Origin of the sequence: Sediminibacillus massiliensis (assembly GCF_900156915.1) — a bacterium.
Lineage (GTDB): Bacteria > Bacillota > Bacilli > Bacillales > Amphibacillaceae > Sediminibacillus_A > Sediminibacillus_A massiliensis.
This window is the reverse complement of sequence record NZ_LT732535.1, coordinates 2,477,643-2,503,763: the sequence shown is the minus strand read 5'-3', so window position 1 is coordinate 2,503,763 and position 26,121 is coordinate 2,477,643. Positions and strand designations below refer to the sequence as shown.

General features: G+C 42.1%; 25 protein-coding genes and 1 riboswitch. Of the genes, 14 read left to right on the top strand and 11 right to left on the bottom strand.

The window, feature by feature from the left end; translation table 11 throughout:
* Positions 1–481: 481 nt before the first annotated feature.
* The 5 genes from CZ434_RS13140 to CZ434_RS13120 form a co-directional block, all read right to left on the bottom strand.
* Positions 482–2,101, bottom strand: a complete 1,620-nt coding sequence (locus tag CZ434_RS13140) for an ABC-F family ATP-binding cassette domain-containing protein (protein WP_077623563.1) — start codon at positions 2,099–2,101, stop codon at positions 482–484.
* A gap of 630 nt (positions 2,102–2,731) precedes the next feature.
* Positions 2,732–3,532, bottom strand: coding sequence for a phosphonate ABC transporter, permease protein PhnE (gene phnE / locus CZ434_RS13135; RefSeq protein ID WP_077623562.1), 801 nt, complete (start codon positions 3,530–3,532; stop codon positions 2,732–2,734).
* Positions 3,529–4,320: a phosphonate ABC transporter, permease protein PhnE gene (gene phnE / locus CZ434_RS13130; protein WP_077623561.1), complete on the bottom strand. Its 792-nt coding sequence runs from the start codon at positions 4,318–4,320 to the stop codon at positions 3,529–3,531. Before phnE (CZ434_RS13130) ends, phnE (CZ434_RS13135) begins: the two co-directional genes overlap by 4 nt.
* Positions 4,304–5,095, bottom strand: a complete 792-nt coding sequence (gene phnC, locus CZ434_RS13125; RefSeq protein ID WP_077623560.1) for a phosphonate ABC transporter ATP-binding protein — start codon at positions 5,093–5,095, stop codon at positions 4,304–4,306. The genes phnE (CZ434_RS13130) and phnC overlap by 17 nt, the downstream gene beginning before the upstream one ends.
* Before the next feature lie 172 nt (positions 5,096–5,267).
* Positions 5,268–6,206, bottom strand: coding sequence for a phosphate/phosphite/phosphonate ABC transporter substrate-binding protein (locus CZ434_RS13120; RefSeq protein ID WP_077623559.1), 939 nt, complete (start codon positions 6,204–6,206; stop codon positions 5,268–5,270).
* Between the two features lie 176 nt (positions 6,207–6,382).
* Between CZ434_RS13120 and CZ434_RS13115 the strand changes: the two genes are divergently transcribed.
* The 9 genes from CZ434_RS13115 to CZ434_RS13075 all read left to right on the top strand — a co-directional run bounded on the left by CZ434_RS13115 (position 6,383) and on the right by CZ434_RS13075 (position 15,906).
* Positions 6,383–7,945: a bifunctional metallophosphatase/5'-nucleotidase gene (locus tag CZ434_RS13115; protein ID WP_077623558.1), complete on the top strand. Its 1,563-nt coding sequence runs from the start codon at positions 6,383–6,385 to the stop codon at positions 7,943–7,945.
* A gap of 391 nt (positions 7,946–8,336) precedes the next feature.
* Positions 8,337–8,660: a hypothetical protein gene (locus tag CZ434_RS13110; protein ID WP_077623557.1), complete on the top strand. Its 324-nt coding sequence runs from the start codon at positions 8,337–8,339 to the stop codon at positions 8,658–8,660.
* 91 nt (positions 8,661–8,751) lie between these two features.
* Positions 8,752–9,165 carry a hypothetical protein gene (locus CZ434_RS13105; RefSeq protein ID WP_077623556.1) on the top strand — a complete coding sequence of 138 codons (414 nt, stop codon included), beginning with the start codon at positions 8,752–8,754 and terminating at the stop codon, positions 9,163–9,165.
* Between the two features lie 347 nt (positions 9,166–9,512).
* Positions 9,513–11,696: a DNA topoisomerase III gene (locus CZ434_RS13100; protein ID WP_077625190.1), complete on the top strand. Its 2,184-nt coding sequence runs from the start codon at positions 9,513–9,515 to the stop codon at positions 11,694–11,696.
* A 151-nt stretch (positions 11,697–11,847) separates the two neighbouring features.
* On the top strand, positions 11,848–12,186 hold the full coding sequence (locus tag CZ434_RS13095; RefSeq protein ID WP_077623555.1) for a lmo0954 family membrane protein: 339 nt from the start codon (positions 11,848–11,850) through the stop codon (positions 12,184–12,186).
* Between the two features lie 20 nt (positions 12,187–12,206).
* On the top strand, positions 12,207–12,830 hold the full coding sequence (locus CZ434_RS13090; protein WP_077623554.1) for a PspA/IM30 family protein: 624 nt from the start codon (positions 12,207–12,209) through the stop codon (positions 12,828–12,830).
* 679 nt (positions 12,831–13,509) lie between these two features.
* Positions 13,510–14,235 carry a cell wall-active antibiotics response protein LiaF gene (liaF, locus tag CZ434_RS13085; protein WP_077623553.1) on the top strand — a complete coding sequence of 242 codons (726 nt, stop codon included), beginning with the start codon at positions 13,510–13,512 and terminating at the stop codon, positions 14,233–14,235.
* A complete protein-coding gene (locus tag CZ434_RS13080) occupies positions 14,232–15,284 on the top strand; it encodes a sensor histidine kinase (protein ID WP_077623552.1) in 1,053 nt (350 codons plus the stop codon). Before liaF ends, CZ434_RS13080 begins: the two co-directional genes overlap by 4 nt.
* Complete coding sequence (locus tag CZ434_RS13075) at positions 15,277–15,906, top strand: response regulator (protein ID WP_077623551.1); 630 nt, start codon at positions 15,277–15,279, stop codon at positions 15,904–15,906. The genes CZ434_RS13080 and CZ434_RS13075 overlap by 8 nt, the downstream gene beginning before the upstream one ends.
* Before the next feature lie 117 nt (positions 15,907–16,023).
* Here the strand turns inward: CZ434_RS13075 and CZ434_RS13070 are convergent, their stop codons facing one another.
* Both CZ434_RS13070 and CZ434_RS13065 read right to left on the bottom strand, forming a co-directional pair.
* On the bottom strand, positions 16,024–16,635 hold the full coding sequence (locus CZ434_RS13070; RefSeq protein WP_245830986.1) for a YpmS family protein: 612 nt from the start codon (positions 16,633–16,635) through the stop codon (positions 16,024–16,026).
* The gene (locus CZ434_RS13065) at positions 16,628–17,584 is read right to left on the bottom strand and encodes an SGNH/GDSL hydrolase family protein (RefSeq protein ID WP_245830985.1); all 957 of its coding nucleotides are present in this window, start codon (positions 17,582–17,584) and stop codon (positions 16,628–16,630) included. The genes CZ434_RS13070 and CZ434_RS13065 overlap by 8 nt, the downstream gene beginning before the upstream one ends.
* A 445-nt stretch (positions 17,585–18,029) precedes the next feature.
* Here CZ434_RS13065 and rpiA point away from each other — a divergent pair, with 445 nt between their 5' ends.
* Entirely contained in the window at positions 18,030–18,728 is a 699-nt protein-coding gene (gene rpiA, locus CZ434_RS13060) for a ribose 5-phosphate isomerase A (RefSeq protein ID WP_077625189.1), read from the top strand.
* A gap of 70 nt (positions 18,729–18,798) precedes the next feature.
* On the top strand, positions 18,799–18,999 hold the full coding sequence (locus tag CZ434_RS13055) for a DUF2188 domain-containing protein (protein WP_077623548.1): 201 nt from the start codon (positions 18,799–18,801) through the stop codon (positions 18,997–18,999).
* Between the two features lie 44 nt (positions 19,000–19,043).
* Here the strand turns inward: CZ434_RS13055 and CZ434_RS13050 are convergent, their stop codons facing one another.
* The 3 genes from CZ434_RS13050 to rarD form a co-directional block, all read right to left on the bottom strand.
* The gene (locus CZ434_RS13050) at positions 19,044–20,810 is read right to left on the bottom strand and encodes a PLP-dependent aspartate aminotransferase family protein (RefSeq protein WP_077623547.1); all 1,767 of its coding nucleotides are present in this window, start codon (positions 20,808–20,810) and stop codon (positions 19,044–19,046) included.
* Positions 20,811–20,945: 135 nt separating this feature from the next.
* Positions 20,946–21,052, bottom strand: a riboswitch (SAM riboswitch).
* 98 nt (positions 21,053–21,150) lie between these two features.
* A complete protein-coding gene (locus CZ434_RS13045) occupies positions 21,151–21,660 on the bottom strand; it encodes a DUF3231 family protein (RefSeq protein WP_077623546.1) in 510 nt (169 codons plus the stop codon).
* 133 nt (positions 21,661–21,793) lie between these two features.
* Positions 21,794–22,726, bottom strand: coding sequence for an EamA family transporter RarD (rarD, locus tag CZ434_RS13040; protein ID WP_077623545.1), 933 nt, complete (start codon positions 22,724–22,726; stop codon positions 21,794–21,796).
* Positions 22,727–22,906: 180 nt separating this feature from the next.
* Here rarD and CZ434_RS13035 point away from each other — a divergent pair, with 180 nt between their 5' ends.
* Positions 22,907–23,665, top strand: coding sequence for a class I SAM-dependent methyltransferase (locus CZ434_RS13035; RefSeq protein WP_077623544.1), 759 nt, complete (start codon positions 22,907–22,909; stop codon positions 23,663–23,665).
* Here CZ434_RS13035 and CZ434_RS13030 read toward each other — a convergent pair.
* Positions 23,662–23,838, bottom strand: coding sequence for a gamma-type small acid-soluble spore protein (locus CZ434_RS13030; protein ID WP_179107268.1), 177 nt, complete (start codon positions 23,836–23,838; stop codon positions 23,662–23,664). The genes CZ434_RS13035 and CZ434_RS13030 overlap by 4 nt on opposite strands.
* 195 nt (positions 23,839–24,033) lie before the next feature.
* Here CZ434_RS13030 and cls point away from each other — a divergent pair, with 195 nt between their 5' ends.
* On the top strand, positions 24,034–25,479 hold the full coding sequence (gene cls / locus CZ434_RS13025) for a cardiolipin synthase (protein WP_077623543.1): 1,446 nt from the start codon (positions 24,034–24,036) through the stop codon (positions 25,477–25,479).
* 51 nt (positions 25,480–25,530) lie between these two features.
* Positions 25,531–26,058, top strand: coding sequence for an acyl-CoA thioesterase (locus CZ434_RS13020; RefSeq protein ID WP_077623542.1), 528 nt, complete (start codon positions 25,531–25,533; stop codon positions 26,056–26,058).
* The last annotated feature ends 63 nt before the right edge of the window (positions 26,059–26,121 follow it).

The window sequence follows — 26,121 nt, the reverse complement described above, 5'->3', positions numbered from 1 at the left end:
AGGAGTCTGCGTGTTCTGCCTTCGCTGTTTGGAATTCTCTGCATTTTGGGTAGAAAAATCTCTTATAGCGCTTAAACTGGTAATTCTTCTTACTTAAACAGAACGCCAATCCAAGCGGAGGAAAAATGCGAGACTCCTTGAAAATAAAGGTCGATTTTCTGCGTGCGCTGTATATTCAAGGAGGTCTTTTCAAAGTCCTGCGGGAAAGGAACAGTCTGAAGACCCCACAGCTGATGGTTTTCCGGCGAGGAGGCTGAAGCGTTCCCCGCGGAAAGCGAGTATTTTTCCGCAGCGTCGGATTAGCATTTAACTAACATCAGAATGAGAGGAAGTCTTCTTAGATTAATTGTCACTATGTCTCAAATTCTCTCAACTCTGAAGTTGAAATTGTAGTTTTATTAGGAGAGGAACCAACATAAATCAACAAAGTATTGCGAAGTGCATCAGAAAAAGGCTGTCCATTTGGACAGCCTTCTCAGATTTAAGCATACATTTCTTGGATCTGTTTTTGCAGGTTTTTGTCTGCTACGTATTCATCATAGCTCATTTCTTTATCAATGATCCCTTTAGGTGTGATCTCAATCAACCTGTTGGCGATACTGTGGACAAATTGATGGTCATGAGATGTGAACAAGATAGAACCTTTAAAGTTCACCAGGCCATTGTTCAAGGAAGTAATGGACTCCAAATCCAAGTGGTTGGTAGGTTCATCAAGTAAAAGAACATTTGCACTGCTCAACATCATTTTGGAAAGCATGCAGCGAACTTTTTCGCCACCGGATAGAACATTGGATTTCTTCAATGCTTCTTCGCCAGAGAACAGCATTCTTCCAAGGAAACCACGCAAGAATGTTTCTGTTTGGTCATCTGGTGAATATTGGCGGAGCCAATCAACAAGATTCAAATCACCATTTTCAAAAAACGCAGAGTTATCTTTAGGGAAGTAGGATTGTGAAGTTGTAACGCCCCACTTATATGTTCCTTCATCTGGTTCGATTTCTCCCATAAGAATCTGCAACAGCGTTGTCTTGGCAATTTCATTTTTCCCCACAAGAGCGATCTTATCATCTTTATTCATGGTAAAGCTGACATTATCCAGCACTTTTTCTCCGTCAATGGTTTTAGAGAGACCTTCAACTCTCAACAAATCATTACCTATTTCACGTCCAGGTGTGAAAGCGACATATGGGTAACGGCGGGAAGACGGTTTAATGTCATCCAAAGTGATGTTCTCCAACATTTTTTTACGGGAAGTCGCCTGCTTGGACTTTGAAGCGTTGGCACTGAATCGTGCAACGAAATTCTGAAGTTCTTTGATTTTTTCTTCTTTTTTCTTGTTTTGCTCTTGCGCCATTTTTAGTGCTAACTGGCTGGATTCATACCAGAAATCATAGTTTCCGACATATACTTCAATCTTTCCATAGTCCACGTCAGCTATATGGGTACAAACTTTGTTCAAGAAGTGACGGTCATGGGAAACTACAATGACGGTGTTTTCGAAATTGATCAAGAATTCTTCCAGCCATTGAATTGCCTGGATATCCAAGTGGTTGGTAGGCTCATCTAATAATAGAATGTCCGGATTGCCGAACAATGCTTGAGCTAGCAACACTTTTACTTTTTCAGAACCAGGTAGTTCTGCCATTTTCTTGTCATGAAGTTCTTCACCGATGCCCAATCCTTTCAACAAGACAGCAGCATCAGATTCGGCTTCCCATCCGTTTAATTCACCGAATTCACCCTCCAGCTCAGCAGCGCGCATTCCGTCTTCTTCTGAAAAGTCAGGTTTCATATAAATAGCATCTTTTTCTTGCATGATATCGTATAAACGCTCGTGTCCCATCACGACTGTTTTTAAGACTTCGTGTTCTTCATAGGCAAAATGGTCCTGTTTCAAAACAGCGAGCCGTTCTCCAGGTGATAGGGATACATTCCCGGTTTGTGGTTCTACTTCACCTGAAAGGATTTTAAGAAATGTAGATTTGCCGGCTCCGTTTGCACCAATCAAGCCATAACAGTTTCCGGGTGTGAATTTTATATTAACGTCTTCAAACAACTTTTTATCGCCATAACGTAAGCTTACATTATTAACATTGATCATAGGTTTTAACATTCCTCCAAAAAGAATTCCATCCTCATCAGGATATAGGTTTTATACAAGGAAGTCAATGCAGCCTTGATTTTCCCTGTATCTTTCTAATAGCAGTTCTTAATAACTTCTTCTCTTTCACTATAACCATAAACCACGACATAACTGCTCCCATCCTGAATCAGTCGAGTGCTATACGACCGATACGGCAGAACACTTCGCTTTCCGCGGGCACGGCCTCAGCCAGGGAACTACTTGAATTAACATCCTTGCTCCCTTGGGTCGAGGAAGCTACTACGAAGCTTAACTAGAAGACGCAGACCCATCACTCGGGGTCTTCAGACTCGCGCTGTTCCCACAGGAGTCTGCGTGTTCTGCCTCCGCTGTTTGGCATGTTCTGAATTCTGGTTGGAAATACCGCATGTTAGACATATATCAGTATTTTTCCGCAGCGCCGGGTTAGCATTCTACTAAAATCAGAACAAGGAGAAGCCACACAAAAGTAGAATTTTCACTATGTCGCAATTTCCCTCTATTGTAAGGATTCTGGGCAAGAGAATTATGATTAACTCGATGTAGTATAATGAGTCTTTTCTTATTAAAAGAAGAGACCAACCAAAGAACGGTTGATCTCCTGCGTTGTTAAACGATTTTCTTGCGCAGGTAACCGGAAATCATATCGACAATTGTTACCATAACAATGATACCTAACAGAATGACGCCGACCCGGCTCCAGTCCCGGGACTGCATGGCGAAAATCAATGGGGTACCGATTCCGCCTGCTCCGATGATTCCCAAAACACTCGCAGATCGGAGGTTTATTTCGAATCGATACAGGGTATAAGAGATAAATCCAGGCAAAACCTGAGGAAAAACTGCAAACCAGAGCGTCTGTATCGAATTGGCACCGGTTGCCTTCAATGCTTCAGATGGACCGAGGTCGATATTTTCGACTTCCTCTGAGAACAGCTTGCCTAGCATACCGATTGAATGAAGACCTAAAGCAAGTACACCGGCAAATGATCCAGGCCCGACAGCTTTGATGAACAATAAAGCCATAACCAGTTCAGGGAAAGTCCTGATGAAGCTTAGCATGAACTTACCGACAGCCGGGTTGGCACTGCTTTTACTCATATTGGTTGCAGCCCAGAAGGCAAAAGGAATACATAGGAACGCTGAAATGAAAGTACCTAGAATAGCGATTGCCAGTGTGTCGAGAAGCCCGCGCAGCAAGTCTTCTCCTTCTGGTAAATAAACATAATCCCAGTCAGGGGATAAAATACCGGAGAAAATCGCTTTGGAAATCTGGCCGGCAGTCTCTTTGAATCCTTCCATCGGAACCCCTGCCAATGCCCAGACATAGATGACGGCAAGAGATAGATAGATAAGCCAACGTTTCATATTATTCTTTTTTGGTTTTATAGGTCTAGTTGCACTGCTCATAATAAATTCTCCCGTAATTTAGTGCTGACATAGTCGATAATCAATACCACTACTAGCGTGAAGATAATAATAGTACTCACTTTGTCATATTCCAGAAAACCGAGCGTCCGGTCATAATATTCACCGATCCCGCCGGCACCGACCAATCCAAGGATTGCCGCTGCCCGTATATTAATCTCAAACGAGTAAAGCACATAGGACACATAGTATGCAGACACTTGCGGAACTACCGAAAATGAAACCCATTGTACTTTATTGGCGCCGACAGCCGTCATGGCTTCTAATGGTCCTTTGTCAATGCCCTCGATGGCTTCGTAAGTCAATTTTGCAATAATACCCGTTGAAAAAATGCCCAATGCGAAAATACCTGGGAGCGGTCCAAGACCGAAGATTGCAACGAATATTGCTGCCAGAAGAAGTTCCGGAATGGTACGGACTAAGTTAAGGACGAATCGTACCGGGTAATAAATCCATGAATTCTTTACCATATTGCTCGCTGAGAACAATGCAAACGGAATGGCAAGCAATGCGCCGATCGTTGTCCCTAGTACGGCCATGCGAATGGTATCAAGCATCGCTTGAATGATATTGTCGAAATAAGCCCAGTTCGGCGGCACCATCTGAACGAGCAAGTCTAGCATATTAGGGAATCCTTCAATCAGTTCACCTAGCGTACTGTCTGTTTGAAAGGCACTCCCCCATAGCAAAAGAATGATCAAGGCAAATGTTAAGTAATGTTTTATCTTGCTGGGAGCTTTAGGGATTTTCTGTTCATTTAGTTGATTCATGTGCAGACGCTCCCGTTTCTTCGTCTTCCTGGGTTTCAAGAGGACGGCCGTAAATTTCAGAAAATCTTTCGTCGGTTGCTTCTTCGACAGGTCCGTCGAAAACTACTTGTCCAGCCTGAAGACCGATTATTCTGGTTGCATATTGTCTGGCAATATCAATGAAATGCAGGTTTACGACAGTGGTGATGCCCAATTCCTGGTTGATTCTCTTTAGATCGTCCATTACTTGTTTCGTGGTTAAAGGATCCAAGGAAGCTACTGGTTCATCAGCCAAAATAATTTTGGCTTCCTGGGCAAGTGCTCTCGCGATAGAAACACGCTGTTGCTGTCCGCCTGAAAGCTGATCAGATCTGCTGTACGCTTTTTCCACAATGTTCACTCGCTCTAAAGCAGTCATTGCCAGGTTGACATCTTCCTTGGGAAATAAACCTAAAACTGTTCTGAGTGTCGAATGGTAGCCGACTCTTCCGGATAAAACGTTTTTTAGTACAGTAGATCTTTTAACTAAGTTAAAACTTTGGAAAATCATTCCGATATCTCGACGAATATGACGTAAATCCTTGCCTTTTGCGCTTGTGATAGATTGTCCATCGATGTTAATTTCACCGGATGTAATCTCGTGCAATCTGTTAATCGATCGGAGTAACGTCGACTTACCGGCACCGGACAGACCAACAATTACCACGAATTCCCCTTTTTCAATGGTTAAATTAATATCTTTCAGACCTTGTGTCCCATTGGGATATACTTTGGAAACATTGTTGAATTCAATCACTCTGCATACCAACCTTTTCAAATATTTCGAAATTATCAGATGAAAAATTTCTGGATTATTTTCGTTTTCTTATGAAGACATAGAAGAAAAGCCAGTACGAGAGAAAAAATCGACTGGCTGTATTTATAGGTAATCTATTAAAAGTTAAGGAAATCTATGAAACAAACTATTACTATTCTGTTTTTACTTTTTCGGAGTATTCTCTTACAATGTCGAAATTGCTGTCATCAGATTCTACATAACCTTCATGAGTATAGATTTCTTTAATGATTTGATGACCTTCTTCATCTTTACCGATGTCGATGAATGCTTCTGTGATTTTATCCTGCCATTCTGGGTCCATGTCGGAACGAACGGAAACAGTATCATTAGGGATGAATTCAGTAAAGTGGATAACTTTTGTATCTTCAAACACCGTAGGGTAATCTCCCATAACCGTGTTGCGTGCATCTTGGAATACTACTGCTGCATCAACATCTCCGTTCAGTACAGAAATGACACCTTGGTCATGCCCTTTTACTGTAACACCTTCTACATCTTCAAGTGGATCAATGCCTGCGTCCAATAGAGATGCAGCCGGCCATACATATCCAGCTGATGAAGTAACATCCTGGAATGCGATTTTCTTCCCTTTCAAATCTTCGATGCTTTCGATATCAGAATCTGCCTTTACAACGAACTCTGATTTATAGCCGTCGACTAACTCATCGGTAGGTTGTCCTGTTTCATCTTCAACCCCATAACGTTGTGCTTGTAAAAGAACTTCTGCTGCACCTTTTTCTTTCGCTAATACATATGCAGTAGGTGGTAAAAATCCTACATCAACTTGTTTAGAATCCATTGCTTCGATAATAGTATTATAGTTAGTCGATACGCTCACTTCGACAGGTATATCTAAACGCTCACTCAACAATTCTTCCAATGGCTTTGCTTTTGCTTCCAAAGTATCCGCGTTCTGAGACGGAACAAACTGAACGGTCAATTCTTCCGGAACGTAACTTTCTGAACCTTCATTCTCAGCTCCTGCAGACTCCTCTGAACTACCACAGCCGCTAACGATTCCAGCTGCCAACGCTAGGGTCGCCCCCACTGATGCAAGTTTCTTAAACATAGGATTGATACCTCCAAAAAGTTTTAATAGATGTTTCATAGGTTAATATAGCACATAATCTTGTAAAATGTTGTAAAAATTTTGTAAAAAGCAAAAAAATTTTAACAAAGGTGAAAAGAAGGGAATATTTTTCTGCTAGTATAGAAGAAGAGACAATTTTTTTTAGGAGGAAGACGATGCCTTTATCGATAAGTTTGCTTGTAACTAGCGATGTTCACGGATATATATACCCAACACATTACCGGGACCGGACAGTTCAAAATTTAGGTCTGGCAAAGGTTGCTTCAGTAGTCAAGAAAAAGAGGCAGGAAAAAGAGACCCTTTTGATAGATAACGGAGATATCATCCAGGGAAGTCCGATGACATACTATCACGCAAAGTACAAAAGAGGAGCGGCCAATCCGGTCATCAAAGCAGCCAACAAGCTTAAATACGATGCATCGGTTTTCGGAAACCATGAGTTCAACTATGGGTTGGATTATTTAAAAGGAGCCATAGAACAAGCTGATTTCCCCTGGCTGTCAGCATCTGTTCTGAACAAAGAAACAGGGGAGCCGGCTTTTGGAACTCCTTATATCATTAAAGAGGTTGGCGGAGTCAGAATTGCAATCTTGGGGGTCACAACGCATTTTATACCAAACTGGGAAGAACCCCGCAATATTGAGGAACTTGACTTTCGGGATGCTGTCGAAGCTGCAAAGCATTGGGTTGCTTACATACGAGATAAGGAAAGGCCTGATGTGATGGTCGTTTCCTACCATGGCGGATTCGAACGTGACTTAGTGACGGGTGAACCGACAGAGCGCCTGACCGGTGAGAATCAGGGCTATCAAATGTGCCAGGAACTGGAAGGGATAGATGTGCTGATTACAGGCCATCAGCACCGTTCACTGGCCGGCAACGTGAACGGTGTCACGGTTATCCAGCCTGGTAATAATGGTCAATTGCTGGGAGAAGTGGAACTTACGTTAGAAAAGAATCACACTGGATGGGTCCTTAAAGAAAGCAATCCGCAATTGATTACTATTGATGAAACTGTGGAACCTGATAAGGATGTGACCGATTTAATCGCAGATTTTGAACAGGAGACACAGGAGTGGCTTGATCGTCCAATTGGTGAGATTGTTGGCGATATGAAGATAGAGGATCCTTTTCAAGCACGTTTGCAAGATAATCCAATGATCGAGTTCTTTAATAGAGTTCAGATGAATGCGGCCGGTGTCGATATTTCCAACACTTCACTGTTCAACAATGATTCGGCAGGGTTCCGTAATGATGTAACAATGAGAGATATTGTTTCTAACTATATTTACCCTAATACACTTAATGTCATCCGGATCAGCGGTAAAGATATGAAAGATGCACTTGAGCAAAGCGCGAAATACTTCGCAGTTGAAGATGGTAAGTTGACTGTAAACCCTGCGTTTATCGAACCCAAGCCACAACATTACAACTATGATATGTGGGAAGGAATCGATTATGAATTAACCATTTCAAATCCAGTCGGTGAACGAGTGACTAAGCTGATGTATAAGGGTGAACCAGTCAAAGAAACAGAAGAGTATGATGTCGTAATGAACAATTACAGAGCAGGAGGCGCGGGGGACTTCGATATGTATCGGGGAAAACCGTTGATTAAAGATATTCCAATTGATATGACAGAACTTATCGCCAATTATATCCTGGAAAGGAAAACGATTGAAGCTTCCTGTGATGGTAACTGGCACGTGACATTATAGATAAACAAAAGTCGGATGGAGTAACCATCCGGCTTCTGCTTTATCGGAATAAAGCGAGTTTCTTCTATTAAATAGAATGTTGATTGCGCTTACAAAGAGAGGGGTATTAGTTACACCAGATTTTTCAAAAAACTTATTGATAATGAGAATCATTCTCATATAAAATGATAACAAGCATTGAGAATGATTCTCATTTTTGCTATTTGCTAAGATCCCATTGTATTTATATACCCCCCTTTTTAAATAGGGATCAAAGGTTTCTTGCCGCCACTTTCGGGTTGGTAAGAAACCATTTTTTTAAATTTGCCTTAATGGATACATTTTTTGTGGACCTCATTAAGTCTAGTGCCAAGAGAGTTATATAGAGTATGGACGAAAAAGGAGTGGTGTAATGGAACGCAGGCAACTGTTCTCATCTTTAAGTTTTTATTCCGACATTAACCAATGGAACTGGCAGACAGCTGTTCGACACTTTATTAATGGAGTGGTCCAGGAATATTCCAAGCTTCCACAAGATGCCCGTAGCACTTTGAACATATTGAAAATGATTGATAAACACTGGAAGAAAGTAAACCCTCGATTATTCGATTCAGAAAAACACTATTATCTTGTATTGGCAAAATCCACCGATTTATTGCTTCAATCCCTTACCAAAGAAGTAGAGAAGAGAATGGCCGCTTTTCCATCCATACGGAATATTCCATACATAAGGTGAAAACGGTCTTGCTAATATCAGGGGATTATTTTTAGGACTAGATGGTAAACCCTAACCCCTATAAAAACAAATCATGAGGAGGATCATTTTGATGTCCAGACACTTCATTGCAATAAAACCTTTTTCACATCAGGTCGACTGCTTCACTCCCGGGGAAGAACAGCCCCATTCCGTAGAAATAAAGAAAGCTGACATTCTGACAATCAATAGTGAAAGAAAATATATCATTGGAGCAGGGTGGTATTTTCTTATCGGGATAAATGATCATTCCAACTTTTTTATCTCTGTTTCGGACCTTGAGAAATACTATACCAGCGGAAGCTTCTCTTCTGTAACAGATATTGAATTGAACTTGATTTATTGGCAATATAAACTTAATCAAGCGCTCGATGATGCGGACGAATTACAGTTTGGGTATGTTGCAAAGGAATTAACGGAATTGGAATCCTTGAAACAGAAACTCAAGGATTTTTCAAATTCAAATAATGCCACTGCTGCAGGCTGAATAGAGGAATGCTTTCATTCCTCTATTCTTAAATCTGCACTGTAAAAACTCTTGATACGCCAGATAGATGTCCGAGAAGATACAAGTTACGGCCAATTCCCCCTTGCATGCCAAAAAGAGGATGGGTTGTTCCAAAGTCCCGATGTCTGCCCGAAAATAAGCCACCATTCCCCCCCGATCCTAAAACATACAGGGTTTGCGATGTACGCATTCAAATCGCTCATCAGTCTTATGGTTGGAAAGGTAATCTTGAGATATTAAAGACAAGCCAATCGGGCGGTGTTTCTTTCTGTATGGATGAAAAATGTGATAAAGTTAAGAAAGCAACATTCGAAAGGATGGAATTAATGGGTAAAACAGTAGTATTAGCTGAAAAACCTTCCGTTGGCAGGGATATTGCCAGAGTATTGAATTGTCAAAAGAAAGGCAATGGATATTTCGAAGGTAATCAATATATAGTAACTTGGGCTCTTGGGCATTTAGTAACTCTTGCAGATCCCGAAGTTTATGATGATAAATACAAAACATGGCGCATGGAAGATTTGCCGATGTTGCCGAATCAATTGAAACTAGTTGTTATAAAAAAGACAGGTAAGCAGTTTAGTACGGTTAAAACACAGTTGACCCGAAAAGATGTCAATCAAATTGTCATTGCAACAGACGCTGGCCGGGAAGGAGAATTGGTGGCCCGTTGGATTATCGAAAAAGCCCGCGTCAATAAACCAGTCAAGCGATTATGGATTTCATCTGTGACAGATAAAGCAATTAAGGATGGTTTTAATAAACTGAAGCCTGGCAAGCAGTATGAAAATTTATATGCTTCTGCTGTTGCCAGGTCTGAGGCAGACTGGTATGTTGGATTGAATGCTACACGGGCATTGACAACAAAATTCAATGCACAGCTTTCAAGTGGAAGAGTGCAAACGCCGACTCTGGCTATGATTGCTCACAGAGAGCAGGAAATCAAAGAATTCCGTCCAAAGGATTACTATGGAATCCAGGCTAAAACGAAACAAGGTTTCACGCTTACCTGGAAGGATCAAAACAACAATTCAAGAATCTTTTCTAAAGAGAAGGCAGAACAAATTATTGAAAGGCTGAAAACTAAGTCTGCAAAAGTTATCTCAGTCGATAAAAAACACAAGAAGAGTTTTGCCCCGCAATTATATGACCTTACAGAATTGCAGCGGGATGCAAACAAGATTTTTGGGTACTCTGGAAAACAAACTCTGACACTTATGCAGAGGCTCTATGAGCAACACAAGGTACTGACTTATCCTAGAACCGATTCCCGCTACCTCTCTTCAGATATTGTGCCTACGCTGAAAGACAGATTAAGAGCATGCGGCGTTGACCAGTATGCTAAGCTGGCTAACAAATTGCATAACCGTGACTTCAAACTCTCCAAGTCTGTAGTGGACAATAACAAGGTCTCTGATCACCATGCAATCATCCCGACAGAGCAGCCAGTCATATTGGAAGAATTGGATGATAAAGAACGAAAGATTTATGATTTGGTTGTAAAAAGATTTTTGGCCGTACTTTATCCGCCACATGAATACGAACAAACAGTGCTGACGGCCAAGATAGAGGACGAGACATTTACCGCATCAGGAAAACGCATCCTTAGCCAAGGTTGGAAAGAAGTATATAACAACCGTTTTGAAGATGAAAGTGAAGATGATACGGATAGCCAAAAACTTCCTAAAATAGATCAAGGATCCATTATAGACAATCTCCATGTCACACTTACTTCCGGAAAAACAAAACCGCCAGAACGGTTTACCGAAGGAAGTTTACTTCAGGCAATGGAGAATCCTGTTCGTTATATGTCGAGTGAAGAAAAGCATTTGGCAAAGACCATTAATAAAACAGGCGGGCTTGGAACAGTGGCTACCCGTGCCGACATTATTGAAAAGTTGTTCAACAGTTTCTATATGGAGAAGAAAGGCAAGTTTCTTTACATTACTTCTAAAGGCAAGCAATTGTTGGACTTAGTTCCAGAAGAATTACAGTCCCCAGCTCTGACTGCAGAGTGGGAGGAAAAGCTCGCCAAAATTGCAGATGGAAAACTCTCAAAAGCAGATTTCATCAAGCAAATGAAGGGATATGCAAAGGATGTCGTCCAGCAAATCAAGAATAGTGAGACGACATTTAAACATGATAATATAACCGGCAGTAAATGTCCGGAATGTGGTAAATTGATGCTTGAAATAAATGGCAGGAAAGGGAAAATGCTAGTCTGTCAGGACAGATCCTGCGGTCACAAGAAGAATATCGCCAAAAAGACGAATGCAAGATGCCCGAATTGCCATAAGCGCATGGACCTTCGCGGTGAGGGAGAAGGGCAGATGTTTACCTGCAGCTGTGGGCATAGAGAAAAACTATCAACGTTTAATGAGAGAAGGAAGAAAGAAAAGCAACAAAAGGTATCCAAAAAAGATATAAACAAGTACATGAAAAAGCAGGATAATGAAGAATTCACCAACCCGGCATTAGCCGAAGCGCTGGCCAAGTTAAAGAAAAAATAGACAGAACGAAAAGCACCCGCCACATACAGGCAAGGGTGCTTTTTGTATGTGTGGAATAAGCCTGAAGTCTTATAAAGAATTATAGCTTAGGGTCGTTATCCAAAACCCGGTCGATAGGTATGATAGAAGCATGAAAGGAGGGAACAACAAAATGAAAAAAATTCTGTTAATCTTGCTAGCAGCTACAGCCGTGATCATCACACTGGCCAATCTTGGTCCAATGATCCTTCTGGCAGTCAGTTTGGTGATTTCGTACTTTGCAGTCAAGAAATTTATACTGGCTGACTCATTCACGTATAAAGTGTTGTGGGGATTCGTCATCTTGATAGGATTGTCGATTTCGCTTGCCAATTTACCAGCACTGATTGGAGTCGCCTCCTTTATCGTACTTTACTATACCTATAAAAAATGGAAAAAAGATAAACAAGATGAACAATTTCTGGATGACGATTTATTTGCAGGAAGCGGCAAAGAATCCTGGTTGAATTAAACATATAAGGAGATGGAAACATGGGAAACTTATTTACAAGACTGAAAGATACAATTGTAGCAGACTTTAATGAAATGCTTGATCAGAAGGAACAAAAAAACCCGATTACACAGCTTAATCAGTATGTAAGACAATGCGAGCAGGAAGTGAAAAAAATTCGTGCGCTTGTAGAAAAGCAATATACGTTAAAGCAAGAGTTCACCAAGGAATTCCACCAGGCAAAGAACATGGCGGACAAGCGCAAACGGCAAGCCGAAGTGGCCCTGAATGCCGGTGAGCAAGATCTATACGAGCAAGTCCAAGAGGAACAGACCTATTATCAAGAACGTGCAGATAAGCTGGAAACAGTCAGGCAGAACGCGATAAAAGAACTGGAAACATTAGAAGCCAAGTATGTGCAAATGCGGCATAAGTTGAAAGATTTATACGTTAAACGTATGGAATTGAAAGGAAGGGAAAACGTAGCAAAAGCCCACAAAGGGATGAACAAGGTGCTGCATTCGGACATGCATGCAGAGACAAGTTCTTCTAAATTTGCAGAAATGGAAAGCTATATCGAAAGACTCGAAAACCAAGTGAATTCCGATTACAGGGTCTACACATTGGATGCAAGAATTGCAGAGCTCGAAAAGAAAGCCCAATAGAAAAAGCTGTGCCATAAACTGATTCAAAGAACACGGCGGCCGAACCCCACCCCGCCAAAACATCTGCTTTTACGCAAAACCAATAAACTGCGACATAACTTAAGTGACTTTCTCATTCTGAATAATTCGAGTACTATACAGCCGCTGCGGCAGAACACTTCGCTTTCCGCGGGCACGGCCTCAGCCAGGGGACTACTTGAATAAGCCTCCCTGTTCCATTGGGTCGAGGAATTCACTGCGAAGCTTAACTGGAAGACGCAGACCCATCACTCGGGGTCTTCGGACTCGTGGGACTGCGATTACTCGCCCCATCGAAGACCTTTGCTGTTCCTGCAGGAGTCTGCGTGTTCTGCCTCCGCTGTTAGGGATTTCTGCATTTTGGGTAGAAAAATATCTTTTAACCCGTAAACTGGTATTTTTCCGCAGCGTTGGGTTAGCACTCAACTAACATCAGAAGGAGTGAAAACTTCACAATGTAGAATTTTCACTATGTCGCAATTTCCCTCTATTGCAACCGAGTCCTTGTTAGTCCCGATGGTGCGAGTAATGGAGCAACATAACTAAGTATGCGGAAAATAAACATTCATGGTAATCTAGAAGAAGGCGTACATTATGTGCGTCTTCCATCCGTTTTGCTGGTATTACCAGACAACCCCAAAAGAAGAGGAGACAGAAAGATATGATAAATAGAAGAAATACCGACATCTTAGATTTGATTGTATTGATTGCTATTGTCATATTTATTTTTGAACTGTTCTTTGCAGGCTCCGGACTTCTCTTCATCATATTAATTTGTGCAGCTGGCATTTATTACGGGAAAAAAAAGATCGATAAAAATACCGGGAAACTGTTATTTTGGGGCGGAATCCTCTTTCTAGGCATTACGATCATCAGTACAAATACATTCAAATTCATCCTGTTATCTGCAATTGTATATATTTTCTTAAAATGGTACAGATCTAAAAAGAATCCCGTCGACCATCGCCCTGTCTTCACGGCCGTCAGAGATGACGAGCAGACAGTGAAACAGGATATTTTATTTACTAACAAATGGTTCGGGCAGCAAAAAACGAACAGCAGCTCCTATGAATGGCAGGATGTAAATATTCAGGTAGGTATTGGCGATAGCATTATCGACCTTAACAATACTGTTTTACCCCAAGGTGAAGCTGTCATCTTTATCAGAAATATCATCGGCAATATTCAAGTTATCGTGCCATATGAGATGGAGCTCAGTGTCCATCATTCCACCTTTTTTGGTTCTGCTGACATTCTTGATCATTCAGAAACCAATACGTGGAATAAAGTCATCCACTTGCAAACCAAAGGATATGCAGCCTCTAAGCAACGGGTCAAAATCCACACTTCTATGCTGATTGGCAAGATAGAGGTGAAAAGAGGATGAGAACCGTGGTGCAGCGCTCGACAGCAGTGGGGATAGTGTTCGGCTTGTTTATGTTGGCTACCCTGATGGCGGTGTTCTTTGTCGCATTTCCGGTAAATGATTGGACTGCCTTGTGGGAACGTAAAGTGATGCAGCTTCCTTTTGCCGTATTTGCTGTCTTGCTGAGCTTGCTATCAGGGGCGGCATTTGGCATCAGCGAGGGGCTGTTTTGGAGAAGGCAAATAGAGCAATTGTCTGCTTCGATCAAAAGTCTGAAACAAGGAAACAAAATGGTGCAAAGCCCTGTTCATTCCCTTGAGGAACTGAATGAATTATGGGCTGAAATTGAAAATGTCCAGACCTATATTCTTACTCAGAAGAAGCTCACCCAAAAACTGACTACGGAAAGGGTGGAGGACCAGGAAGAAAAAATCGAACAGGTCATTTCAGCAGAAAGGAATCGCCTGGCGAGAGAGCTTCATGACTCTGTAAGTCAGGAATTATTCGCTGCCTCCATGATGATGTCTGCTGTCAATGAAATGAGCGATCGAATGGAAGAGACTACTTCTGCCCAACTCAGGCAAGTAGAAACGATGATTCAACAATCACAGTTGGAAATGAGGGCGTTGCTTCTCCATTTACGTCCGGCTCCGTTACGGGATAAGTCTCTCCAAGCAGGAATGGAACAGCTGTTGGCAGAATTAAAACAAAAAGTGCCGATTGAAATTTCATGGAAGATGGATGAGGTATCCCTTAGAAGAGGAATAGAAGATCATCTTTTCCGTATTTTGCAGGAATCTGTATCCAATACGCTTCGACATGCAAAAGCGCATTCCTTGGATGTGTTGCTGTTGGAAAGAGAAGGAATGGCGATTTTGCGAGTCATGGACGACGGGGTGGGCTTCCGGTCTGAAGAACAGCCATCGGGTTCTTCCTATGGTCTGCAGAATATTAAAGAACGTGCTTCGGAAATAGGGGCGTCAGTGAAAATAGTGAGTGTGCCCGACAAAGGAACAAGATTGGAAGTAAGGGTTCCGATCATAGATATAGAGGGTGATAATGATGATTAAAGTTTTATTTGTTGATGATCATGAAATGGTGCGGATTGGAGTAAGTGCTTTTTTATCGACACAGCCTGACATAGAGGTTGTAGGAGAAGCGGGAAATGGACGGCGTGCGGTGGAACTGGCATTGGACCTTCGCCCACATGTGATTTTGATGGATTTGGTCATGGAGGAGATGGATGGAATTGAAGCCACCAGAAGAATAGTCGCTGAATGGCCGGAAGCAAAGGTTGTGGTGGTTACCAGTTTTATAGATGATGAGAAAGTTTATCCTGCGATTGAAGCAGGCGCTGCCAGCTATATCTTAAAAACCTCCAAAGCAAGTTATATTGCAAATGCTATTCGGGCTACATACCGAGGCGAAGCTGTTTTTGAACCTGAGGTGACCAATAAAGTCATGGCCAGGATGCGTTCAACTAAAGAGACATTGCCACATGAGTCATTAACAGCAAGAGAAATGGAAATTCTGCTGTTGATTGCCCAAGGTAAAACCAATCAGGAAATTGCTGACCAATTGTTCATTGCATTGAAAACCGCCAAGGTCCATGTCAGCAATGTTCTAAGTAAATTAGAGGTGCATGATCGTACACAGGCTGCTATATATGCTTATAAACAGGGTCTTGTATAAATATCAATTCAATTATTAAAAGCAGCCTTTTGTAACAATTACCTGCCAGGAGGAAATAAAAAAGCGGCTGCTCTCGTAGGTGAAAGCATGGCCGCTCGACAGTATCGTTAATTCTTTCTATAATCCAAGCGTTTCATTAGGCACTTTCAATCGGAAAGAAATATCATCGTTCGGGAGATCAAATTTCTCGGCGCGTACCTTGAAATTACTTTTGATATCTATTTGGGTAACAGCTATATAGATAGTTTCTTCTTCCGGATTGACTACGACCCAGTCTGGAGTCGGATAGCTTTTGTTGAGGTATTCCAGCACTTTTCTGTTCGGCAAATAAAGCAGCCCAAGCGAAATATCTTTTTGCTTCAGTACCAGATCTCCATTTTCCTGGACGATTGGATCCATACGGATGGTAAAAGGGATATCAGTACTGAAGGCTTTTAATGTACCGGTGATCTTCACCTCTTCTTCCAGCGAAACTTGATAGTTTCCTTCGTTATCCTTAAACATTTCATCAATATATGCGTTGACGAGTTCGCTTAAGTTTTCCTTGCTGGAGTGAATGGTGAATTCAGCTCCGGGCTGCTGTTCGATATCCTCCCAATCCATGTTAGAAGTAGTCCAGGAAGGGATGAATATCAAGAACAACAAGATTAACAGTATCACAATATTGATTCCAAGCAGGCTGAAAAAGAGCAGTTTCCATTTGTTCCTAATTCTATTCTCTTTATTCATCTTCACTTTCATCCGTTCCAGCTCTTTCTATTTCTGGTCTAATGTATTCCAATACCCTTTCAGCCATCAGTTTATAGCCGGTTGCATTTGGATGGAAATTGTCTTCATAGAGCAGATCTTCTTCCACATTGTGAAAGAGGTCACTGGTTGGAATATAATGGACCTGATCATATTCCAGCGCCACGCTGCTGCTAGTTCCGTTCCATTCTTCTACGATTTGGCTGAGTTCTTCTATATCACTAAAATATTTTTGAAAAGGATTATAAAAACCAATTAAATAAATTTCTGTCTCAGGATTCATATCAAGCATTTTATCGATAATACTCCTTAAACGTTGTCTGAAATGTTCCTGTTCTCTCATAAAAGGTTCATATTCCAGATTAGTAAAGTTATTTTTTGCTACCTTCATAATATCATTTGCGCCGATTGTCACTAAGACAAGATCGGCTTCAGATATAGAAGCGGCTATTTCAGTTTGATCAAGTCTTTTTAGAAGTTGATCAGAGCGGTTTCCTCTTTTACCATAATTGGAAATTTCAACATGCTGTCCTTCACCATCATTCAATGTGTTTTCAATAATTCCCACATATCCACCGTTGTTGGTGGTATCTCCCACACCTTGTGTCAAGGAATCGCCGATGGCCACTATCTCGAGGTCCTTTTTAATAAAAAGTCCAATTGCACTTTCCACGACCTGGGAGACCCTTTCCTTGATTTCCTCTGTAATTGGTATATCATCACCTTCCGAGCTGCCTTCCCCTTCCTGCAACTCGGTGTCCTCTGGTATTTCTTCTTTTTCTTTGAGACTATCCTCCTGAATCGAAGGGCTTACACTCACCTCCGTCTTAGAGGGTTGTGGAGTGATATATATACTATAAATAGTGAGAATTGCCAAACTAATAAGCAAGATGCCGCTTAAGATGATCATGAGGTAACGTTTCTTGCGCATCATTATCACACCCAAAAAATTAATAAAATTTCTAACATGGTTTCATTCCCTTGAAAAAGGGATGAAAAACTCATGGGCAGAATCTCTATAAATTATATTATGCCGAAAAAACAGCATATTTTAATATAAATCATAATTAGTTCTATGTTGAAACAGTATTAACTAACTAAACCAAAACACCTTCGTGTTCAAGATGCTTCTTTAAGCCTGCTTGTAACGGAAAAATGTACTACTAATATTCTATTTTAACATAAGTTCCCCTCTTAAACCTTTAGTAATATTAATATTGTCTGTCAATTTTGTTACTAAATATCGGCTGTCTGGTGTAATGGTATTCAAGCGTTTTGCGGCAACTGGATGAGCGGTGACCAGGCGCGAAAATAACGGAATGAAAAAGATGGCATCAGGGTATATGGGTAATACAAATATTTTTGAGGTGATTTATATGAAATGGAAAAATCCCCTTTCAAATTCAGTACAAAGACTGGAGGGGATAGATAATAGAAGTCAGAAGGAAGCGGTGGCCGACCGGATTGCAAACCGTGTGAACGACGGAGATGTAATAGGGGTGGGGTCTGGATCTACTTCTTTCCTTGCCATTCAAGCAATCGGTAAGCATGTCCAAGAAGATCAATTAAAGATTACTGCGATTCCTACATCGCGTGAGGCTGCTCTTAATTGTTCCGCATTGGGAATACCAGTGACAGACCTGATGCATGCCCGTCCGGATTGGGCTTTTGACGGAGCGGATGAAGTGGACCCTGACAATAACTTGATTAAAGGACGCGGAGGAGCGATGTATGTAGAAAAGTTGGTGTTAACAAGCTCACCGGAAAATTACATTCTTGTTGATGAGTCAAAATTCGTCCAGCAGTTAGGAAGCAAATTTTCTATACCGTTGGAGATAGATCCTCAGGCAATTCATGTAGTAGATTCTTCCCTTGAAAGAATGGCTGCTGAAAAAGTTGAACTTAGAAATGCTGAAGGAAAGGATGGGCCTGTCATAACCGACTCAGGAAATTTCATTTTGGATGTCCAGTTCAGAATTATAGAGGACACACTTGAAAAGGAGTTAAAGTCCATACCAGGAGTTATAGAATCAGGCCTGTTTATTAAGTACCCTGTAGAAGTCATTAGTGGCTGATCATATGAGAGGTTTTGTTTTTAATCTCGATGGGAAGAGTTCTATAAAAGAAATAAAGGAGCGATGAAAGATGAAGGAATATACAGTTACTCCAGATAAAGACGCGTCAAATTGGTATGTGAAAATAGAAGACGTCGCACCAACAGATTTATACAGCAAGAAAGACGATGCTATCGAACAAGGCAAAAAAATGGCGGAAGAAAATAAGCCGAGCCGATTAATGATTTTGGATGAAAATAAAGATGTTGTCGACGAATTAAGATATTCCTAAAAAGGAAAACCGTCCTCCCGTAAACTGGGGGACGGTTTTTTTAGTTATTGAACAGCAGCTGCTCCGGCAATGGACGTAGCATTTCTTAATCGCAATGCTTCCTGGTATGGACATTGGGCCTCAACGACAACCAAACCTGCTGCCCTGGCTTGGTCAGTAAGATCGAGACTTAGCGCATCAGTATCGAGCCACAAGATTTTGGTGTCAGGAACGCTTGTCTGGAAAGCTGTTTCGGCAAGCTCTTCGCTCCTTGTGTAGACAATGTCCAATTCTACGTCAATGGCATCTAAGTTAGATACTGTTTGTTCCCCAAGAATGGAGTCCTCTTGACTGCTTACAGGAATGATTTTAAAGCCTAATTTCTTCAGCTTAGCCGCTTTTTGATAGGTAGTCTGGTCCTGATCATTTTCGATTCCAAGCACAGCAATCGTTTTTTGCCTCAACCCATCTTCCCTTGCAAATGGAGAGTGGAGAGCCCACTTGATCGCTTTATCAGTCGTGTCAGTGATTGTTTCCTGGCTTCCTGTAGCCTTCGCTATGGCCTGGTCTAAATCCTGAATAATATCAGCAGCTGTTTCAATGCCGACTGATAGCCGGATCAATTCTTCTGTCACGCCACTTTCTTTTAAGCCTTGGGCATCCAGCTGTTGATGGGTGGTCGAAGCTGGATGGATGATCAGCGATTTGGCATCTCCTACATTGGCCACGTGCGACCATAGTTGGACATTATCGATGACCTGTCGACCTGCATCCCTTCCCCCTTTAATTCCAAAGACAAGGATGGAACCGAACTTGCCGTTGAGATATTTCTGGGCTAAATGGTGGGAAGGGTGCTGCTGAAGACCTGGATAAGAAACCCATTCCACGGAAGGATGATTGTTTAAATATTCGGCTACTTCAAGAGCATTCTGGTTGTGTTTTTCGACACGCAAATGGAGGGTCTCCAGTCCCTGAAGAAGTAAAAATGCATTTTGCGGGCTTAAGCATGCCCCGATATCCCGTAATAATTGGACACGGAACTTGGTGGCGAAAGCTGCGGGTGCCGTATCATATGCGTATCGGAGGCCGTGATAGCTTTCATCCGGCTCGGTGAATTCCGGGAATTTCGGGTTATCCCAGTCGAATCTCCCCCCATCCACTACGACGCCGCCAATGGTCGTTCCGTGACCTCCGATCCATTTGGTGGCCGAGTGAACAACGATGTCTGCTCCGAATGTAATCGGCTTAGCAAGATATGGGGTAGCGAACGTGTTATCGATGATTAGAGGAATGCCATTTTCATGGGCTATATCAGCAACAGCTTCGACATCGAATACATTCAAGCTAGGATTGGTGATGATCTCTCCGAAAACCGCCTTTGTATTTTCTGTGATGGCAGTCCGGAAATTTTCCGGATCACTTCCGTCTACAAAGCGAACATTTATGCCATACTTTGGAAGTGTCTTGACAAAAAGGTTGTATGTACCTCCATATAGATTGCTGTCAGCGACGATTTCATCTCCTGTACCCGCAATGTTCAAGATTGAAAGAGTGATAGCTGCCATTCCGGAAGAGGTGGCGACAGCTGCAACTCCATCTTCCAAAAGGGCGATACGCTGTTCGAAGGCGTCGACAGTAGGGTTCATGATTCTGGAATAGATATTGCCCGGTTCAGCGAGACCAAACAGGTTTTGGGCATGTTCTGTATCTCTGAAAACATAAGAAGTTGTTTGATAGACTGGTACAGCCCTTGAACCTGTGGAAGGGTCTGGCAGTTGTCCTCCGTGAAGTAGTTGTGTTTCTGGTCCTTGCAGGTGAAATAAATTGGCCATGTGATAATTCCTCCTAAACTGTTTTTAAGGGAAATCCGTTTTTATAGAGGTGGAGCATAGTCCGGCGTGAGAAATCCCCTTTGCTAAAAATAAGAAAACCCTCTTCTAAGAAGAGGGTTCTGTTGTCCATACCTCCTCTTATCTGCCAGATCTGAAATCTGTAGGAATTGGCACCTTTTCAAGTTGTCTTGAAGGTTGCCGGGCATCAACGGGCCTAGTCCCTCCGCCGCTCGTGATAAGAGTCTATATAGTTTTTAGAAAATAAAGTCTTTTATTGGATTATAGTGTAAAGGTTTCCATACGTCAACCGGACTGATGGAAAAATGTTCACTGCCCTACATTAATCTTCAAAATTCTGGTTATGCAGCGGAGGTGGGATCAACCAGCCTTTTTCTTTGTTCATTCTTAGCAATTTTGCACCCATTTGCGCTTTATTCATATGCATCTGGCCAAACATCATAGCAATGTCTTCGCGAATACACTGGCCGATCACCTGACTGCATGCGACGAGCCCTTGTGCCACATCCCTGGAGAGTGCAGCACTAATTTCAGGATCATTGAACCTAGCTCCTGGAGGAATCTGTTCTAGTGCCGCTTTTGCTCTTTCCGGAGGGGATGGTGGAAGTGCGATTCCGTTGTTTTTTAATACTTCCTCAATATCCTCGGATTCCTGTTTCATTGCTTGGATAGTGTCCTCGATATATTTTTTTAAATCCCTGTCACCGGTATGGTTTGCCATTGTCTGGTAACCGGCTATCATCCCTTTATTAGCTGCCAAAAAAGACCATATACCAAATACTTCACCATAGTGCAACGGTTGGTTTTTTTGATTTCCGCTCATTATGCCCATATGTTCACCTCTAGAAAATGTAATTTAGTTCCTTGAAAAGGAAACAACATGTCTAGTCTTTGTTATTAAAAAGAAACTATTCTCTCCATCAAAAAACACCAGCTTTTTCAAAAAAGCTGGTGCGTCTTCGGATTTAATGGTTGAATGATTTTTTTCGAACAAAATATTTATTCTCCAAATGATGAAACCATTTCATTCTGGAAACGGTATAGATGGTTAAAGCAGTCCAAATACAAATGAAAGATATCATATGGGCTCTTGTGAATGGTTCGTTGTATAAAAAGACTCCGATCACCAACATGAGTGTCGGTGCGATATATTGAAGGAATCCCACCATGGAAAGGGGGATTCTCATTGCACCACTTGCAAACAATAACAGCGGCACCGCCGTCGCAACTCCTCCGCCGATGAGCAATGCCATCAAGGTACCGTTCAGCTCATAAGTGGAGCCTCCGCCGACTTGAACAATCGATAAATATATAAGTGCGATAGGTGATACAATCAATGTTTCAATGGTAAGTCCGAACATTGCACTGATTTTGACCGTTTTTTTCAAAAGGCCATATATACCGAAGCTTAAGGCAAGCATAATTGACAACCAAGGAAAAACGCCGAAATTGACCGTCAAATTGACAACACCGATAGCGGCAAGCGAAAAGGAAATCAGCTGCCATTTTGTCAGTTTTTCTTTAAGAACAGCCATTCCAAGCAATATGCTTATTAACGGATTTATATAATAGCCAAGGCTTGCCTGGATGACATGGTCGCTGTTGACCGCCCAAATATATAAAAGCCAGTTCAGGCTTATGACAAGGGAAGCCAAAGTAATGCCGAGAAGTTTCTTTTTGTCTTTCCAGATTATTTTTGTTTCTTGGAAAAATGCAGGAACTTTCCGCAGTACTAGTAACAAAGCGATCATAAATACGAACGACCAGATAATCCTGTGTGCAAGAATTTCCCCGGCGGGAATTTCCTGGACAAGTTTCCAGTATATTGGCAAAAACCCCCAAAGAATATAGGAAGCTGCGGTCAGGATGATACCCGCTTTTTGATCTTGAACTTCCATTAAACGTTCCTCCTCACAGCTTGCATAATAAAACGAATAGAATCAGTTTAGAGGTCGGCTGAGGAAAAATCAATTGTTTTAACCTATGAATTTTGAAAAATTAGATATATCCGGTCTTGTTGCTGCAGGGAGTTGGGTTAAGATGGAAAAGGGGATTAGTTATGGAAGGGAGAGGAATGAATGTCTAGCTTTTATGGAAAGCTTTCTACTGAAGTATATGATTTGGATAAACCGACGGGGTATTCATTCGGGGACGTAGAGTATTACAAGGAGAGATTATCCGGGGTAAGTGGCCATATACTTGAACCCGCATCAGGTACGGGGAGAATCCTTATACCGCTGATTGAGGCTGGATTGCATGTCGAGGGACTGGATATGTCGACAGAAATGATGGAAGTATGCAGGGAGCGAGCCGGGGAAAGGAACCTGGACATAAAATTGTATGAAAAAAGCATGGTTGATTTTAAACTCCCAAAAACCTTTGAAGCAATTATTGTTCCGGCCGGCTCTTTTCTGTTGATTAAGGACAGAGCTGAATCGATTGAAGCGATCACCAATTTTTATAATCATCTGCAACCTGGCGGCAGGTTGATCCTGGATTTATTCCTTCCTGATAGTTTCCGAATAGGAGAGACAAAGTACCGCTCCTGGAAAACACAGGAAGGAGATCTGATTACCTTACAAGACACATTGGCCGAGGTGAATATGCTTGAACAATATACCCTCTCCTACGGCCGGTATGAAAAGTGGAGAGATGGGAGCCTGGTTCAAACCGAACTCGAGCCTTTTTCTTTAAGATGGTACGGGGTGGAAGAGTTCCGGCTGATCCTTGAAAACACCGGCTTCGACCATATCACTGTTTCTGCTGATTATCAGCACGGAACAATGCCGGTCAATCCAGAACAGGCCATAACTTTTGAAGCAATTAGAACCAATTAATGTTTTAATTTTTCCTTGATAAGGCCTGGATCTGTATTGGAATATCGTCTCGTTCCATGGCCTCCCGTAGTCGCTGCTATAAAGGCTTTTGCCTCATTATAAGACATTCCCGATTGTTGATTTTTCTTTTTAACTAAGTCTATATCTGTACCGGCAATCGTATATTTAGCCAATATCCTTTCTCCTTTCCTGGTGCTGATGAAAGCCTGTGGCCTTCCTTTATATTTTTCGCTCAAGCCTGTGGAGAGTATGCAGGGTTTATGGCAGGAAAGCGATGGGAAAAAGGGAAGGAATAAGAGCTAAAATCAAACGATTTATTCGTTATTAGTGTTATACTTTCGAAGGATGACTGGAGAGGGGGAGAACCAATGGCCGCAATTTTTCCCTATATTGTTAGTACTGTACTGATATTTAATATATTGCTGGCCCTGGCAATTGTCTTTCTGGAACGGAAGGATGCGACTGCCACATGGGCATGGCTGATGGTCCTGTTGTTCATTCCGATTGCGGGATTCATTTTGTATCTTATATTCGGCAGGAAACTGAGCAATAAGAAGATTTTTACATGGGATACGAAGAGCCGTTTAGGTGTCAAAACTGCTGTGCAAGCACAGCTGCGGGCATTGGAAGAAGGTAATTTCGAGTTTAAAGACAATAGCCTTTTGCCTTATAAAGATTTATTTTATTTACATTTACGAAATGACGACGCTATTTTCACACAGGATAACCAAGTGGAAGTATTCACTGATGGAGAGAAGAAGTTTCATTCCTTGATACAAGATATTGAAAATGCAGAAGATCATATTCATTTGCTGTATTATATCATCAGGCATGATCAACTCGGCCAGAAATTAGCAGAAGTGCTGATTAGAAAAGCGCAGGAAGGCGTTCAAGTCCGCGTTTTATTTGATGATATGGGATCAAGGGAACTCAGCCGGAAATTCATCAAGCGGATTCGGGCGGCAGGAGCCGAAGTAGAAGCCTTTTTTCCGCCGTTCATTCCGAAGGTCAACTTGAAGATCAATTACCGCAATCATAGAAAACTGGCGATAATCGATGGCAAGATCGGTTATATCGGCGGCTTCAATATTGGTGATGAATATTTAGGCTACAATAAAAAGTTCGGTTACTGGCGCGACACCCATCTGAAAATAATCGGAGATGCTGTCCGTAATATGCAGACGAGGTTCATTCTTGACTGGAATCAAGCTTCACGGCATGATATTTTTTATGAAGACAGGTATTATATGGCTGAACCTGCAGGTGATGTAGGAATCCAAATTGTATCGAGCGGGCCTGATTCGGACTGGGAACAAATAAAAAACGGTTATATCAAAATGATCATGTCGGCGAAGGAATACGTTTATATCCAAACTCCCTATTTCATTCCGGACGACAGCCTAGCAGACGCCTTGAAGATCGCAGTGCTGTCAGGAGTTGATGTCAAAGTGATGATTCCTAGTAAACCGGACCATCCGTTTGTTTACTGGGCGACACTTTCCAACATCGGTGAGTTATTGAAAGCAGGTGCGGATGTATATGTATATCAAAACGGGTTTCTTCATGCCAAGACAATCGTCGTTGATGGCAAAATAGCCTCCGTCGGTACAGCCAATATTGATGTAAGGAGTTTTCGCTTAAACTTCGAGGTCAATGCCTTTCTCTACGACAAGAAGGTTGCCGAGGAACTGGTCGGCAGATTTAAAGATGATATCCTGCAATCAACCCAGTTGTCGTATAAGCTATACTTGCAAAGATCCCTGTGGATTCGCTTTAAAGAGTCGATTTCCCGATTGATATCGCCTATTTTATAGCTGTTTTCACAGCAGCAGTTTATGTGCTTTACAATAAAGGAGAGGATGAGAATGGAAGCAAAACCATGTGTAGCCTCATTGACGGTGAAAAATTCCCATGTACTGCCTCCTGATACCAACAACCATGGAACACTCTTTGGCGGGAGGTTGATGGCGCATATTGATGATGTAGCTGCCATTGCTGCCAGACGGCACTCAAGGAGGCCTGTTGTAACTGCTTCAACAGACTCGGTTGACTTCTTAGCCCCTGTCAAAGAAGGGGATACAATCTGTCTGGAGGCGTTCGTCACCTGGACACATAACACTTCGATGGAGATTTTCGTGAAAGCTGTAACGGAGAACCTGGCAACAGGTGAGCGGAAAGTATGCACCACAGCATTCATCACCATGGTAGCCTTGGGGGACGATAACCGTCCGACCCCTGTGCCGCCGGTTTATCCCGAGTCGGACGAAGAGAAATTCCTGCATGAGGAAGGACCGAGACGGGCTGAACTGCGAAAGGAACGGCGAAGAAAATCCAAAGAAATGGCCCGCACCTTTGGGACTGCTTTTCCTTGGAATGAGAAGACGCGTCTATAAGAATTTGACCCGCCATTAAGAATGGCGGGGTTTCATGTTTTTGCGGATTGTCCCATTAATGCC

Coding starts and splice junctions, on each gene's coding strand:
- CZ434_RS13140 (WP_077623563.1), bottom strand. CDS start 2,101: ATGATCAATGTTAATAATGTAAGCTTACGTTATGGCGATAAAAAGTTG.
- phnE (WP_077623562.1), bottom strand. CDS start 3,532: ATGAGCAGTGCAACTAGACCTATAAAACCAAAAAAGAATAATATGAAA.
- phnE (WP_077623561.1), bottom strand. CDS start 4,320: ATGAATCAACTAAATGAACAGAAAATCCCTAAAGCTCCCAGCAAGATA.
- CZ434_RS13120 (WP_077623559.1), bottom strand. CDS start 6,206: ATGTTTAAGAAACTTGCATCAGTGGGGGCGACCCTAGCGTTGGCAGCT.
- CZ434_RS13115 (WP_077623558.1), top strand. CDS start 6,383: ATGCCTTTATCGATAAGTTTGCTTGTAACTAGCGATGTTCACGGATAT.
- CZ434_RS13110 (WP_077623557.1), top strand. CDS start 8,337: ATGGAACGCAGGCAACTGTTCTCATCTTTAAGTTTTTATTCCGACATT.
- CZ434_RS13105 (WP_077623556.1), top strand. CDS start 8,752: ATGTCCAGACACTTCATTGCAATAAAACCTTTTTCACATCAGGTCGAC.
- CZ434_RS13100 (WP_077625190.1), top strand. CDS start 9,513: ATGGGTAAAACAGTAGTATTAGCTGAAAAACCTTCCGTTGGCAGGGAT.
- CZ434_RS13095 (WP_077623555.1), top strand. CDS start 11,848: ATGAAAAAAATTCTGTTAATCTTGCTAGCAGCTACAGCCGTGATCATC.
- CZ434_RS13090 (WP_077623554.1), top strand. CDS start 12,207: ATGGGAAACTTATTTACAAGACTGAAAGATACAATTGTAGCAGACTTT.
- liaF (WP_077623553.1), top strand. CDS start 13,510: ATGATAAATAGAAGAAATACCGACATCTTAGATTTGATTGTATTGATT.
- CZ434_RS13080 (WP_077623552.1), top strand. CDS start 14,232: ATGAGAACCGTGGTGCAGCGCTCGACAGCAGTGGGGATAGTGTTCGGC.
- CZ434_RS13075 (WP_077623551.1), top strand. CDS start 15,277: ATGATTAAAGTTTTATTTGTTGATGATCATGAAATGGTGCGGATTGGA.
- CZ434_RS13070 (WP_245830986.1), bottom strand. CDS start 16,635: ATGAATAAAGAGAATAGAATTAGGAACAAATGGAAACTGCTCTTTTTC.
- CZ434_RS13065 (WP_245830985.1), bottom strand. CDS start 17,584: ATGCGCAAGAAACGTTACCTCATGATCATCTTAAGCGGCATCTTGCTT.
- rpiA (WP_077625189.1), top strand. CDS start 18,030: ATGAAATGGAAAAATCCCCTTTCAAATTCAGTACAAAGACTGGAGGGG.
- CZ434_RS13055 (WP_077623548.1), top strand. CDS start 18,799: ATGAAGGAATATACAGTTACTCCAGATAAAGACGCGTCAAATTGGTAT.
- CZ434_RS13050 (WP_077623547.1), bottom strand. CDS start 20,810: ATGGCCAATTTATTTCACCTGCAAGGACCAGAAACACAACTACTTCAC.
- CZ434_RS13045 (WP_077623546.1), bottom strand. CDS start 21,660: ATGGGCATAATGAGCGGAAATCAAAAAAACCAACCGTTGCACTATGGT.
- rarD (WP_077623545.1), bottom strand. CDS start 22,726: ATGGAAGTTCAAGATCAAAAAGCGGGTATCATCCTGACCGCAGCTTCC.
- CZ434_RS13035 (WP_077623544.1), top strand. CDS start 22,907: ATGTCTAGCTTTTATGGAAAGCTTTCTACTGAAGTATATGATTTGGAT.
- cls (WP_077623543.1), top strand. CDS start 24,034: ATGGCCGCAATTTTTCCCTATATTGTTAGTACTGTACTGATATTTAAT.
- CZ434_RS13020 (WP_077623542.1), top strand. CDS start 25,531: ATGGAAGCAAAACCATGTGTAGCCTCATTGACGGTGAAAAATTCCCAT.